The organism is Draconibacterium orientale (assembly GCF_900111425.1).
GTDB lineage: Bacteria > Bacteroidota > Bacteroidia > Bacteroidales > Prolixibacteraceae > Draconibacterium > Draconibacterium orientale.
Window position 1 is genome coordinate 56,065 of the sequence record NZ_FOHT01000013.1, and the last position, 14,428, is coordinate 70,492.

A 14,428-nucleotide genomic window follows, 5' to 3' on the forward strand; every position below is an offset into this window, starting at 1 on the left:
GGTTTGATCTTATTCAAAACGCATTGGTTCCGGCCCTGTAGGAGCAAAAGAGATAAACCGTTTTTTCGATTGTTCGTCGAGTGAAAATCCAACAAAGCTCATATCATCCGGATGGAAAGGGTAGAAAGCCAGGCGTAGCCGGAAAGTTTCGAAAACAAGGTTCTCGTTGTGTAAACGAATGCCAATACCAATGCCACTGTAGTAATCCTGTTTAAAAATAAGCTCGCGGTTCGAGCCAATAACACCAAAGTCGGCAAAACCAAAAATGGCCACATTGAATTTGTAGAACTGTGCTGGCAGAAATACAACATGTTCCAGTTTTAGGTTTAAACGCTGTTTGCCGATGGCCATGTCGCTATCAAAACTTCGGATATGGTCATGATCGCCCAGTGTTAAATGTTCAATGTCAAAGCGCCGGAAACCCAGGGTGTAATTCAGATCGGCAAATGTTCGAACGCGCTTTTTACCAGCTGCATGTAGCTTCGAAATAAAGTTTAAATCGCCATGAATCATTCCTTCTTCAAAACGAGCATCTTTTAAATACCCGCTAATTCCTAACGATGTAAACAGGTATCCGCGCCTGCTTAGCAGCAAATTGCCGTTCGATGTTAAAAAATGCAGGTAGTGCCGGTCGCCAAATTCATTGGCATCGTAGCCATAAATAAATTCGTTTTTAAAACCTTCGGGAATATCTTCGGTAATTCCGTAGCTGTAAATCAACTGGTCCTGAATATACCGGCGTTGCGAAATAGTGAGGCTGGCCAGGTACAAGGTGTGGTTGGAGAAAAAGTGACTATTTTCGGGGGCAACTGCCGGATCGTCAAAATAGTTCCAGTTATTCATTCCTGCCGAAAAAGCCAGTTCGGTAATGTTTTCGCGCTGCGGACTGATATTAAAACTTCGGCCGCCCCAAAGGTAATTTACCGAAAGATCCATCGGTTCCTCCACTTTTACCGGATCGTTATTGGTAATTCGGTCGGTGCGGAACATGCGTGCCGAATAACCGCCATAACCCCACTTTGTATTTTGCGTTAAAAAGGGCTTGGTTACCTCCGTTATAAAACCCTCGCGCCTATAGGTATTTAAATACCCCAGGCGAATGTCGAGAAATCGTCCGCCAATGTTTTTTATGTTGTAAAAAGTTTCAACTCCCAGGTAAGGTTCCTTCTCAACATGGCCAACAAACTTTACCGAAACCTCGTGGCCAACACCAAAAATATTACGGTTGTATATCTCTACATCGCCCGAGCTGGTGCCGTTTACACCTCCTGAAACCCCAAATGAAAAACGGTCTTTTGTTAAAACCAAAACATTCACCAGGCCCGGATAATCAGGATCCTGCTCCACATAAATACGTACATCTTTAATGTATGGTAAGTCCCTGATAATCCTTTCGTTTTCGTACATCAGCTCAGGCTTTAACATGTCGCCGATTTTGAAGAGCAACAATTTGCGAATGGTTTTCAGGTTCGATTTGGTGTGAATTTTATTGGCTGCACGCTCGGCCCAATGATTGGCTTCTTTTGTGGTGTCGGTGCAAGTGGGGCCAAAAACATCAAGTGCGTTAATGTTTATTTCGGCAATAATCTTGCCTTCGTAGTCTTTAAAATAATCGAGTGCAAGCGCTTTTTTATCAACGTAAGGACGGGGGGGGGTAATTATAGCATCGTATAGCCAGCCGGTAAGTTTGCGACGGTTGGCCCGGTTTTCCAAACTGTCGTAAAATTGTTCCTGCTGTAGGTTGGCGGGGGGAATAAGCAATGAAGTATCAAGTGGTGGAATTTGTGCCTTCACTTTGTTTGCCGACAACAGTGCCAGCATTACCGAAATAGTTATGATAAGCCCCTTCAACTTCACAGTTTCCCCTTTTACATCAGCAAATGAATAAGTTTTTTTGAAAGTAAGAATTTTATTATTTATAGTTTTTAAATTATACTGTTAATTTTCGTTAAACACAGCTCGCGAGAACCGATATTCGGGGTGCCTTATTGTAAAAAATACTTGAATGCTTTATTTATTGAGGCTTTAGCTGAAAGGATTTATATAATTACTTTCGACTTATTAAAAAAATTAACAAACATTTGCTTTTGAATTAAATATTTCTTTAAATTGCAAACACATTACTTAACTACACTAATTAAAAATGATCCTTCTTGAAAATATAAAAGGAAAGAAACTTACCGGTAATGCCTTAAAAAATTATCGCCGGAAAAAGAAAATTCTAAGTCTTTTATATGAAAACGACACACTTTCAGCAACATTTCTTTCCAAACAAATTGGGGTTAGTTTACCTACAGCCCTATCATTATTAAAAGATTTGGGGGCAAGCCAGCTGGTTGAAGTCAGAGGCAGTGGCGAGTCGAAAGGCGGACGACGCCCTACTTTATTTGGCCTAAAACGCGACAGCATTTTTGTTATTTCGTGCGAGTTAGGACGGTTTAGGGGCAAGATAGGAGTGTATAATTCGCATAATGAGCTTGTGGCGCCAGTTGTTGTCATTCAAACTTCAATTGATGATGATGACCTTGTTGATAAACTTTACGCAGAATCAAAACATGTAATCGACGACAACGGAATTGATTTTAACAATGTATATGCAGTTGGAATTGCAATGCCTGGTCTGATCGATTCGAAGGAGGGAATAAATTACACAATTAAAAAGGAAGCTTACAGAAATGTTGGTGAAAGATTAAGGTCAAAATTTAACAAAATCGTTTACATCAACAACGATGCCCGAATGGAGGCTTATGGCGAGTTTGTTTTTGGTGAAGCCAAAGGGTATAAAAATGCCATGATTATAAACTGGAACTGGGGTGTTGGTTTAGGGATGGTTCTTGATGGGAAACTATACAATGGAGGAAGTGGTTTTGCCGGCGAACTCTCGCATATAAAATTTGTTGAAGATGGTGACCTTTGTATATGTGGGAAACGGGGTTGTTTGGAAACAGAAATTTCGGCCTATGTTTTAATAAACAGAGCCCGTCAGGCAGTAGAACAAAACAGGATTTCGCAACTCACCGAAAAGTTTAAAAACCACGAGAAAGAAATTCGCGTACAGGATATTATATCAGCAGCAAAGTTAGGCGATGAGCTTTCTATTTCGTTACTAAATAATGTGGGACAAGCGCTCGGAAAGGCATTGTCAAATACCATACAGTTATTAAATCCGGATATTATCGTTATAGGAGGATTGGTATCAGAAGCCAACCAATACATATTAAATCCTATTCAGCAATCGATAAACCAGTACTGTCTGGAACAAATTTCCGGAAATACAAAAATTGTAATCTCAAATAACTGGCGACATTCAGGTCTGTTAGGGATTACAGCAAAATTATTTCAAAAATTATTTAGCGATATGAATAAATAATCTAAGTATTAATCTATTTCTAGTTCATTTAAATTCAAAATCTATGCGAAAGATTTTTTTGATTTTAGGAATGTGCTTTGCATTACTAGGTAGTGCATACGCGCAGCAAACGGTGACAGGGACAGTTACCGGCGATGATGGCCTCGGGATTCCCGGAGTCACTATAGTTCAGCAAGGAACAGGTAATGGTACTACCACCAATATGGATGGTAATTATACCATAAATGTTCCGGCAGATGCAGTTTTGGTATTTTCTTTTGTGGGTATGAAAACCGTAGAAGAAACCGTAAACAACAGAACTACTATAAACATTAGCATGCAGTCAGACGCTGTAGGTATTGACGAAGTAGTTGTTACAGCATTAGGTATTCAGCGCGAAAAAAAATCGCTGGGCTATGCCATGCAGGAAATTGGCGGTACTGAACTTGTTGATGCCAGAGAACCGAACCTGGCAAATACGTTGTCAGGTAAAGTATCAGGATTGCAGGTTGTAAGAGGAGCAGGTGGTCCAGCCGGTTCTTCAAAAATCATTCTCCGGGGTAATAACTCGTTAACAGGAAGTAACCAGCCTTTGGTTGTTGTTGATGGAATGCCAATTGATAACTTTACAGATGGTGCACAGGTTGACATGTGGGGATCTGGTGCCGGTAGGGATTTTGGTAGTGGTATCGGAGACCTTAACCCTGATGATATTGAATCAATGTCAGTTCTTAAAGGGGCATCAGCAGCAGCGCTTTACGGATCACGAGCAGGTAACGGGGTAATACTTATTACAACGAAAAAGGGACGGAAAACAAAAGGAGCAGGTATTACCATTAACTCACGGGTTGGTTTTGAGTCGCTTTTAACACAGCCTGATATTCAGAAAGATTTTGGACAAGGTTCATACGGAACCTACGACAGGTTGTCACGGCAGTCGTGGGGGCCAAAAGCAGAGGGACAGATGGTTGAAGACTGGCAAGGAAATCAATCGCCGTTGCAAACGTACGATAACCTGGATAATTTTTTGAGAACAGGGATCGTATCCAACCAGAATGTTTCCTACTCACAAATGATTAACAAAACAAATATTTTTGCTTCTGTAACCCGTTATGATAACCGAAGTGTTATTCCGGAAACTCACATTGACAGAAGTACCTTTACAATGCGTGCAACAAGTTTGTTTGGCGAAAACGAAAGGTGGAAATTCGATACCAAGGCAACATTTATTAAATCGAATGCCGAAAACAGACCATTAGCAGGTATTGCCGCTCAAAACAACTCGTTTTATACCATGTACACCTTGCCGGTGTCGCTTGATATCAGAGACTTTAATCCTTCAATTGATGAAGATGGAAACCAGGTATGGTGGGACGATGCCAGTACTCCGCAAGGAAACCCCTGGTGGAATTTACAATATGGTAAAAACACGGATACGAGAGATCGTTTGATTGGTTTTATGTCGTTGGCATATGATTTTACCGATTGGTTAAATGCTGAAGTAAAAGGAGGAACAGATTATTATACCACCAAAAAGGAAGAAAAAATCCATTCAGGAGGTATTGTTCGTCCATCTGGTGTTTATTCAAAAAATATCGATGAAGCTTTTGAAAACAATTTCAGTTTTCTCGTTAAAGCACAAAAAGACCAGTTAATTGACAGGTTAGGAGGTTTCCTTACCGTTGGTGGAAACATGATGCATCAAAAAAGTAACGGAATGGGTGCTAATTCAGGAGATTTGGTAGTGCCCAACCTGTTCAGCCTTAATAACGGAGTGGATAAACCTTCGGTATCACAAAGGTATTCCGAGAAAAAGATTAATTCGTTATACGGAGCCTTGCAATTAAATTGGGATGGTTATATCTTCCTTGATGCGACACTGCGAAACGATTGGTCATCAACAATGCATAAAGATAACCGCTCATTTCTTTATCCGTCTTTAAGCCTGTCGGGTATTATTACTGACATGATTACACAAAATGGAGGCTCGCTACCAGAATGGATAACGTTTGCAAAAGTAAGAGGTTCTTATGCTGAGGTAGGTAACGATTTGCCACCTTACCAGTTGTATAACACATACAGCATTGGAAAGTCAAACTCTCCACATGATCAAACTACTGCTGCTCCGGGAAGTATTTTATACGATCCGTCGGTGGTAAATGAGTTGATAAAATCTTATGAAGCAGGTTTTGATTTGCGCTTTGTTGACAATCGTTTGGGTTTAGACTTTACCTGGTATAAGACCAATGCCACCAACCAGTTGATTAACCTGCCAATGGATTCTTTCAGCGGATACCAATCCAAGAAGATAAATGCAGGTAATATTCAGAATAAGGGTATCGAAATCATGTTTACTGCTGATATTTTCAGACAGCAAGGTGGTTTTAACTGGACTGTTAATGCTAATATGTCTAAGAATGAGAATAAAATTCTTGAGCTTGCCGATGGTGTTGAAGAATATAGTTTGGGAACAGTTGACGACCTGAAAATAGTTGCCATGGTAGGTGGAAATTATGGTGAAATGTACGGCAAAAAAATGGTTCGGGTTGACGACGAAGCCAGCCAGTACTATGGAATGGTAGTAGTAGATGAAAGCGGTTTGCCACTAAAAGGATCGGATTGGGAATATCTAGGAAACCAACAACCAGACTGGATGCTTGGTATAACCAATATGTTCTCGTATAGGAACGTAAGTTTAAGTGTGTTGTTGGATATGAAGTTTGGTGGAAAAATATTCTCAGGTACTACGGCTTTTACACATAGTCGGGGTACTGCAGCAGCAACAGTTGTTAATGGAGAACGCGAAGACTTTGTTGTAGAAGGAGTTATTCAGAATGAAGATGGTTCTTACTCAATGAACGACGTGGCTGTATCGCCGCAAGATTATTGGGGCCGTGTTTCGGCAACCGGAAACCTGGGAATTACCGACGAATTTACTTACGATGCTTCAAGTATTCGAATTCGAAATATAAAACTGGGCTACAAACTTCCTTCTCGTTGGTTTAACAATATCCCGATTAATGGTGCCGATATTTCTGTAATTGGAAATAATATTTGGCTGATTCACAGCGATACTCCCGGAATAGATCCGGAATCAGTTATTGGTGTTGGTACCAACGCAATTGGTATGGAGATGGGATCTCCTCCAACTATGAAGTCTTATACATTTAATGTATCACTTAAATTCTAACAGGGAGGGCGAAAAATGAAAAATATTAAAATTATACAGATAATAGTCACACTCGTGACGGTTGTGTTCTTCACGAATTGTAACGATTTTGAAGAAATAAATACCAGCCCAACAGCTGTGGGGCCAGATAAAGTTCAAATCGAATACCTTATAAATAATTCAATAATCAAAGCGCAGCAAAACCCGCATATTGCCGAGCGTATGTTTATTCTGAACTGGAAAGCCGCGGCGCATTACGAAACTGGTGGCTATGCAATAACAGGAAGCGATATTAACGGTTGGTCTGAAGATTATTGGAAAGATTATGTGGGCACCTGGATTAACCTGGCTCAACAGGCAATAACACTTGGCACCGAATCAATGGAAGCCGGAACAGCTTATTCGTATACCAGCAACCTGGTTCAAATTGCACGTATTTGGAGAGCTTATTTAATTAGCGAAGTAAGTGATAACTTTGGTCCAAACCCGTCTATTAATGCATTTCAGGGTGAAAATCCTGACTCTTATAGTTTGCAGGAAATTTACCATTTTATAATTGAAGAACTGGAAGATGCACAAAGCATGCTGGATGAGAGTGTCGACATGTCGAGTGTGGCAGACTACGACTACATGTTAAATTTCGATGTGGTAAACTGGAAGCAGTACGCCAACTCGTTGCGATTGAGATTTGCCATGCGTTTATCGGAAGCAGAACCATCGTATGCAAAAACTGCATTTGAAAAAGCGGTAAGTGATGCCGGAGGTATAAATGGCTTTGTGAACACGCTCGAAAGTATGCCAACCGTACCGGAAGATGGTGGATGGAAAGACTTAACACGTGTGATGTCTCGCCCATGGAACCGACAGTTCTTAACCGCTACAATGTCAAATATTACGTTCGGTTTAGGAGGTGTTCCTTCTCGTGATCTTGCAACTGTTCCAGGAACATCGGTATACAATCTAAGCGCTGAAATATTTGATGAGTACGAAAAACCAGTACACGACTACCTGGGATTGTATTTGCCTGATAATATTGCCACTGCTGTAAATAATCCGGCAAAAGGACACTTTTTTGATGGAATTCCTGATAAAATTGATCCGCGTATTCTTAAAATGTTCGCACTCCCTGGTTATGATGATGGTACGGTAATGTTTAGATACGACCCTACAGGTGATGCGTATACTGTAAAAACCTGGAATATGGAGAGCGATACCGCCTTATTTAATGTGCGCTATAGCTTCAATGCTTTTACAAATGGTGATGTAGGCGAAAAAGGATCAAGAACTGATAAATTATATTGGTCATATAATCAGCCGCATATTTCAAATGTTTATCATGAAGGACCGACAGAGCGTGTTTGGTTTGGTCCATGGGAAACGTATTTTCTTTTAGCAGAAGCTGCTACCTATGGATGGAATGCAGGTGGTACTGCAAAGGAACATTATGAAAATGGTGTGCGAATTAGTTTTGACTATCACGGACTGTCAGAATTTGCTGAAGATTACCTGGCTTCAACGGAATATAGCAGGGCAGGAACATCGGTAAGTTTTGATCATACTGATGAGGCTACAAGTTATACGATTAATAATTACGATCCATATGATGAAACTGCTGGAACTGTAACTTACGAATATCCAGAGAACTTTGGATCAGTAACGAATAACGATGTTTTATCAAAGATTATAACACAAAAATACATCGCCAACTGTCCGTGGCAACCGCTTGAGGCATGGAATGATCACAGAAGGCTGGGATTACCTTTCTTTGTAAATCCGGCTGCAGAAAATATTCTTCCGAATTTGCCCGGGGCTACTCCAACCGGTGTACTTGAAAGCAAAAGAGCGTTTTTCCCACAGCGGTTGCGCTATCCGGTTTCGTTACAAAATACCAATCCGGAAAGTTACGATCAGGCATTACAATATTTAAATGGCGAAGATTTGGTAACTACTCCTTTATGGTGGGCAAAACAGTAACAGTACTATTTTCAATAGATTAATAAGTTTGGTTAGGTTAAACCGTCGTTCATTGAGTTGAACGGCGGTTTTTTTTGTTTTTCCAATAAGGGTATTTCTGCCGTTAGCTGTCTGCTATAAAACGAAGGTTAATTTTTTTTCATAGATAAAGCGTTTGATTAGCAAGCCGCCGGTGAATAAATCGGCGGTTTCTCCAATGAAACTAAAATTGCAGGAAACAATAAAACAACAACAGAAAACATTGTATTCTATTACCCGGGGTAATAGCGTGAGTAAAAAAAGAAAGGGCAATAGTTTACCGCCCTTTCTTTTATATTGTAGTTGGTATAGATTATACGTCTAGTTGTCCTTTACCATCTGCACCATTAAGGTTTCTAACTTTGGTGGTTCCGCCGCCTGCTAAAGTCAATTCAATTGGTTTATTGGTTTTCCAGGCACCACGCGTAAAATCGGGCACTTCAATAGGTGCCGATCCATTTGCGATCGACCACTCGCTTAGCGGTGTTAACGAACTCCACGCTGCGGCATCGTAAACATCCATATCAACCGGAAGTCCGTTGCGCAGGCAATCAATCAGGCGCCAGTCCATAATAAAGTCCATTCCGCCATGTCCGCCAACTTGTTTGGCCATTTCGCCAACACGTTTTACAATTTCAGGCTCGTACTTTTCGCGCAGTTCTTCCATTCCGGCTTCATCAACCACATCATGACCAAAAGCAATGTGTTGAAGTGGCCATTTTTGCGCAAAACATTTTGTTCCGCTAAGCAGGTGAATACGCGAGTAGGGACGTGGCGAAGAAATATCGTGCTGAATAAGAATAGTACGACCTTTGTTGGTACGAATCATTTGCATATCCATATTTCCGCGCATATCCATTCCTACAAACTTCTCGAAGAACGGATCTTCCTTGGCTTTTTCTTCAATGCGGTTTTTCAGCGTAAAATCGTCCGATATCATCGCTGTCAGGTAGTCCATTTTATCGCCACGGTTGATATTCATGGCCTGGCAAATTGGCCCCAATCCGTGTGTTGGATAAACATTTGCCTGACGCTGGTTTTCGTACAAACGCCACATTTTGGTGTAGGCACCATCGGTCATTTTTTCATCCTGAGGCTTGCTGAAGTGCCAGTAATCCAAATCGTGAATATAGGCTCCTTCACCATGAATAAGGTCGCCAAAAACACCCTGACGAACCATGTTTAGCGTGAGCAATTCAAAAAAGTCGTAGCAACAGTTTTCAAGAATTACACAGTGCTTTTTTGTACGTTCGGAAGTTTCAACCATTTGCCAGCACTCATCCATGGTTTTGGCCGCCGATACTTCAAGCGCTGCATGTGCACCACCTTCCATGGCTGCCAGTCCAACGGGTACGTGCCATTCCCAGGGGGTGGCGGTGTAAACCAGGTCGCACAAGCCACTATCACACAGTTTTTTAAATTCCTGCTCGTTGCCAACAAATTCTTTGGCTTTTGGTAAGCCGGCATCGGCAAGAATTTTCTGAGCGCCGTCAACCGCAGCCTGGCGAATATCGCACAAGGCTACAATTTCAACGCCGTCAATATAAGTCATTCGTTTTACCGCACCCGAGCCGCGGTCGCCTATACCCACAAATCCTACACGCACTTTATCGAGTTTTGGTGCGGCATAACCACACATATTAAACTGTTGCGGATTAGTGTTTACGGCTGCATCTTTTATAAATTGCATGGCCGATGGCTCTGCTTGTGGCTGGCTGCACGATGTTAGTCCTCCGGCTGCGATTCCTGCTCCTACTGCACCGGTTACTTTAAAAAAATCCCTGCGATTTGTTTTCATTTTGGTTCAGACTTAATGTTGAGTTTTGAAAAAATTATTAAACACTTGTAAAAGAAAGTAAAATTATTAAAAAAGACAAGAAGAAAGCCCGGAAAGCGGAAGCAATTATAAAATCATTCCATTTTTACTTATATTCGGCGAGTTATTTCGATATCAAACAAAAAGATGTTTTACTTAAATTACTCTCTTAGTCGAACTAAAATCAATTAACATGAAACGTTTTCTGTTTTTAAGCGCATTCTTAATGGCTTTTTTATTTACGGTAGCGCAGGAAAGTGTAACCAAACAGGGGTGGAATTTTGGTGCATTGCCGGCCGTAACTTTCGATACCGATCTTGGATTTCAGTATGGTGGTTTGGTAAATCTTTATCACTATGGCGACGGAAGTCGCTATCCGAAGTACGATCATAGCATCTATTTCGAAGTATCGCGATTTACCAAAGGAAGCGGAATTAACCGTTTTAATTACGATTCGGATAAATTGATTCCCGGACTGCAAACTTCGGTTGATATTAGTTACCTGAGCGACCGCGCCTACGATTTTTATGGATTTAACGGTTACGATGCTGTTGTAAACAAAGATTGGTACGACGATGAAACCGCAGACTACAGAACCCGGATGTTTTATAAATACGACCGCAAACTATTTCGTTTTAAAGTGGATTTGCGCGGAGATTTGGCCGGCGAAAAGTTTGACTGGGTTGCTGGTTTTAACCTCCTGAATTTTAAACTCGACTACGTTGATATCGAAAAGCTGAATAAAAATAAAGACGATGAAGACTTATTGCCTCCGCACAGCGAAGAGCCCGGACTTTACGAGAAATACCGTGAATGGGGAATTATATCGGATGAAGATGCTGATGGCGGTTTTGTGCCAACAGTAAAAGCCGGTATTGTTTACGATACCCGCGATAATGAACCCAACCCAATGAAAGGAATGTGGACCGAAGCTGTTTTACTGGGCTCGCCCGAGTTTTTGGGAGGAGAGCATAGTTTTACCAAATTATCGCTTATTCACCGCCAGTATTTTACTATTGTGCCAAACGACCTTTCTTTTGCCTACCGGCTGTCCTACCAAACTACGCTTACCGGCGATGTTCCTTTTTACTATCAAACACAACTGATTACTTCAATAATGAAAAGTTCTACTTCTGAAGGATTGGGAGGTGCCAATTCATTACGCGGAATATTGCGAAACCGGGTTGTTGGCGATGCTGTTTTTTTAGGAAATGTTGAAGCGCGCTGGAAATTTGCCCGCTTTCAGTTTAAAAACAACAACTTTTACCTGGGACTGAATGCATTTACCGATTTTGGCCGGGTAACAAAAAAAGTTGATTTTGAAATTCCTGATTTTCCCTTTGGGGAAAATATGTTGGATGAAGTAGATAATGAAGTCAATTATTTCGATGATGATTCTGAGGCCATGCACTATTCATTCGGTGTAGGTTTACGCGTTGCCATGAACGAAAACTTTATCATTCGCTGCGACTATGGTATGGCTGCCGATGAACGCGATGGTGATTCCGGTATTTATATCGGATTGAATTACTTATTTTAATCTGAATAATTCCCCGTGGCTTTGCCTCGGGGATAGTCAACTTCAAGAATTTTATTTATTCGTTTCGGCAGGTTTTCATTTTGCTGCTAAGCAGTGGTTTTTTATCTCAACGATAAAAAGCCACATCTCAACGAAAAAATTCTTTTGGGGCGTTAAAGTCCTGTAAATTTGAGTAGAAATTTAAAAAACAAACAAAATGAAAACACGTAATATTCTGCTCATTGCTACAATCACACTTCTGTTGTCGGGGTGTGTGGTTTATTCGTTCTACCCTTTATATACCGACAGCGATCTGTTTGAAAACGATTTGCTGTTGGGCGAATGGTTTGAAGACGATGATAATGATGTCGTTTTTAGTGGTTCTGATGATTCGTGGATTTTTACCCATCCGTTTCTTGGCGATAAAAACGATGGAATACGTGACAAAAAAAGATACGTGCTAAGACTTACTTCAAACGAGGATGGCGTAGTGAAAGAATCGAAATTTGAAGTGCATGTAATTAAATTGGCCGATGAATATTTCCTGGATTTTTACATTGACGATTACGGCGATGACGATAACATTACTTTAGTTGATCTGCACCTGGTTCCGGTTCATACTTTTGCCAAACTATCGGTTTCTGATGACAAACTCGAAATCCGTTGGTTCGATCCGGAGTGGCTGGAAGATTTGATTAAGGAAAACAAGATAAGAATTCATCATGAAGACAACGGTGATTATATTCTACTCACCGCCAAGCCTAAAGAGTTGCAAAAATTTGTAAGCAAATATGTAGATTCGGAAGAGGCTTTTGAAGACGGACTATCCGTAGAGTTATTTCGAAGAAAATGAACACTTACTTAAAAATTACGCTTGGGCGGCTTATTAAAAACAGGGTGTTACAACATATCCTGTTTTGGTGTTTGTCGTTTTTAATACTGATGAACGTGCTAAAAGTATCGGCCGAAGTAAAACAGATCGACCTTATTTATACGGCTGTTTTTCACCTGCCCATTGTTTGTGTGGTTTACCTGAATTTAAAACTGCTTTTTCCGCTACTTTGGGAGCGTGGCAATTATTTTAGCTACGCTATGGCTGTAATTGCGGCTACAGCTTTTGGCTCGGGCTTTTACCTGCTTCTGTTCAGCAGCCTGATCGATTACATTTTCAAGGGCTATTATTTTATTGCCTACTACAGCTTTTGGGATATTTCGCTGTTCTTCGCTATTTATCTGTTCATCTCTGGTTTATTGCACCTGGCGCGTGGCTATTTCCGAGCCGAGGAACTGGAAAAGGAAAAATCGCAGGCCGAGCTAAAAGCTTTGAAATCGCAGATTAACCCGCATTTTCTTTTTAATTCGTTGAACAGCATTTACAGTATGGCTCGAAAAGAAGCGAAAGAAGTGCCGGAAAAGATCGTTCAGCTTAGCGATTTAATGCGCCATATAATTTATGAATCGGATGCCGATTTTATTGCGCTGGAAAAGGAAGTGGAAATGCTGCAGAATTATATTGATATGCAGAACCTTCGGTCAAGGGAAAACAAAATAGTATTCAATCTCATCGGCGAAATAAAAGGAAAGAGAATTGCTCCGTTGTTGTTCCTTCCTTTTGTAGAGAACAGCTTTAAGTACGGAATGAAAGGTGGTGCCGATAATGCTTTTGTAAACATTAAGATTGAAGTAGTGGGGAAAGTTTTGCATTTCGAGGTGGAAAACAGTAAAGGACAGGCCAGCGATCCGTTTTCGGCTAAATACCACGGTATCGGAATTGAAAACGTAAAAAAGCGCCTGGAAATGATTTATCCCAACCAACACAAGCTTAAGATTGTGGATAACGAAGAAACTTTTAAAGTACTTTTACAAGTGCAATTGAATTAGCATCATGGGCAAAACAAAAACATTAAGCTGTATAATTGTTGATGACGAGCCTTTATCGCAGGATGTGATCCGCGATTTTGTTGAGGCTTGTCCGGAGCTGGAGCTTGCCGGAGTTTGTAACGATGCCTTGGAAGCCGGCCAGCTGCTAAACGAGAAACACATCGACTTGCTGTTTTTAGATATAAACATGCCCAAATTAAGCGGAATCGGTTTTGTAAAAAGTTTAAAAGAACCACCGCTGTTTATTTTGGTTACTGCCTATCCGGAATTTGCTTTGGACGGTTTTGAGGTTGATGCCGTGGACTATTTGCTAAAACCGGTTTCGTTCGAACGATTCAGAACAGCAGTGAACCGGGCACTTGAACGTTTTTCCTCACGCGAAGAGAGCGGTGGGCAACATTTAATGGTACGTGCCAATAAAAAGGATTACCGGCTTAATCTCGACGAAATTATTTACCTGGAAGCGCAGGGCGATTATGTACGTTTTGTTACAGAAACACAATCGTTAATGGTACACGGGCGGTTTAAAGATTTTATTGCCCAGCTACCGGAAAACCGATTCGCCCGCATTCATAAATCGTATGTGGTTTCGCTTGCCAAAGTGGTTTATCTCGAGGGTAACAGCGTTAAACTCGGCGATGTAAAATTGCCGGTTAGTTTGAGTTTTAAAGAGGCTTTTGTAACTAAACTAAATGCATAATA

Annotated in this window: 9 protein-coding genes; 7 read left to right on the forward strand and 2 right to left on the reverse strand. The window is 40.9% G+C overall.

The window, feature by feature from the left end:
- Positions 1 to 9: 9 nt before the first annotated feature.
- Complete coding sequence (locus BMW53_RS09005; protein ID WP_139178068.1) at positions 10 to 1,857, reverse strand: BamA/TamA family outer membrane protein; 1,848 nt, start codon at positions 1,855 to 1,857, stop codon at positions 10 to 12.
- Positions 1,858 to 2,143: 286 nt separating this feature from the next.
- Between BMW53_RS09005 and BMW53_RS09010 the strand changes: the two genes are divergently transcribed.
- The 3 genes from BMW53_RS09010 to BMW53_RS09020 are packed head-to-tail and all read left to right on the forward strand — an operon-like array spanning position 2,144 to position 8,492.
- Entirely contained in the window at positions 2,144 to 3,370 is a 1,227-nt protein-coding gene (locus tag BMW53_RS09010) for an ROK family transcriptional regulator (protein ID WP_038560199.1), read from the forward strand.
- 43 nt (positions 3,371 to 3,413) lie between these two features.
- Positions 3,414 to 6,539: a SusC/RagA family TonB-linked outer membrane protein gene (locus tag BMW53_RS09015; protein WP_038560202.1), complete on the forward strand. Its 3,126-nt coding sequence runs from the start codon at positions 3,414 to 3,416 to the stop codon at positions 6,537 to 6,539.
- A 15-nt stretch (positions 6,540 to 6,554) separates the two neighbouring features.
- Positions 6,555 to 8,492, forward strand: coding sequence for a SusD/RagB family nutrient-binding outer membrane lipoprotein (locus BMW53_RS09020; protein ID WP_038560205.1), 1,938 nt, complete (start codon positions 6,555 to 6,557; stop codon positions 8,490 to 8,492).
- 331 nt (positions 8,493 to 8,823) lie between these two features.
- Here the strand turns inward: BMW53_RS09020 and BMW53_RS09025 are convergent, their stop codons facing one another.
- The gene (locus BMW53_RS09025; RefSeq protein ID WP_038560208.1) at positions 8,824 to 10,308 is read right to left on the reverse strand and encodes a Gfo/Idh/MocA family protein; all 1,485 of its coding nucleotides are present in this window, start codon (positions 10,306 to 10,308) and stop codon (positions 8,824 to 8,826) included.
- A gap of 211 nt (positions 10,309 to 10,519) precedes the next feature.
- Here BMW53_RS09025 and omp85 point away from each other — a divergent pair, with 211 nt between their 5' ends.
- The 4 genes from omp85 to BMW53_RS09045 all read left to right on the forward strand — a co-directional run bounded on the left by omp85 (position 10,520) and on the right by BMW53_RS09045 (position 14,426).
- Entirely contained in the window at positions 10,520 to 11,866 is a 1,347-nt protein-coding gene (gene omp85 / locus BMW53_RS09030; RefSeq protein ID WP_038560211.1) for an Omp85 family outer membrane protein, read from the forward strand.
- 196 nt (positions 11,867 to 12,062) lie between these two features.
- Positions 12,063 to 12,698, forward strand: coding sequence for a hypothetical protein (locus BMW53_RS09035; protein WP_074780534.1), 636 nt, complete (start codon positions 12,063 to 12,065; stop codon positions 12,696 to 12,698).
- Complete coding sequence (locus BMW53_RS09040) at positions 12,695 to 13,726, forward strand: sensor histidine kinase (protein ID WP_038560220.1); 1,032 nt, start codon at positions 12,695 to 12,697, stop codon at positions 13,724 to 13,726. The genes BMW53_RS09035 and BMW53_RS09040 overlap by 4 nt, the downstream gene beginning before the upstream one ends.
- 4 nt (positions 13,727 to 13,730) lie before the next feature.
- A complete protein-coding gene (locus BMW53_RS09045) occupies positions 13,731 to 14,426 on the forward strand; it encodes a LytR/AlgR family response regulator transcription factor (RefSeq protein WP_038560223.1) in 696 nt (231 codons plus the stop codon).
- Positions 14,427 to 14,428 lie beyond the last annotated feature (2 nt).

Excerpts from the sequence above, each read along its gene's own strand:
- BMW53_RS09010 (WP_038560199.1), top strand. The coding sequence starts at position 2,144 with ATGATCCTTCTTGAAAATATAAAAGGAAAGAAACTTACCGGTAATGCC.
- BMW53_RS09015 (WP_038560202.1), top strand. The coding sequence starts at position 3,414 with ATGCGAAAGATTTTTTTGATTTTAGGAATGTGCTTTGCATTACTAGGT.
- BMW53_RS09020 (WP_038560205.1), top strand. The coding sequence starts at position 6,555 with ATGAAAAATATTAAAATTATACAGATAATAGTCACACTCGTGACGGTT.
- BMW53_RS09025 (WP_038560208.1), bottom strand. The coding sequence starts at position 10,308 with ATGAAAACAAATCGCAGGGATTTTTTTAAAGTAACCGGTGCAGTAGGA.
- omp85 (WP_038560211.1), top strand. The coding sequence starts at position 10,520 with ATGAAACGTTTTCTGTTTTTAAGCGCATTCTTAATGGCTTTTTTATTT.
- BMW53_RS09035 (WP_074780534.1), top strand. The coding sequence starts at position 12,063 with ATGAAAACACGTAATATTCTGCTCATTGCTACAATCACACTTCTGTTG.
- BMW53_RS09040 (WP_038560220.1), top strand. The coding sequence starts at position 12,695 with ATGAACACTTACTTAAAAATTACGCTTGGGCGGCTTATTAAAAACAGG.
- BMW53_RS09045 (WP_038560223.1), top strand. The coding sequence starts at position 13,731 with ATGGGCAAAACAAAAACATTAAGCTGTATAATTGTTGATGACGAGCCT.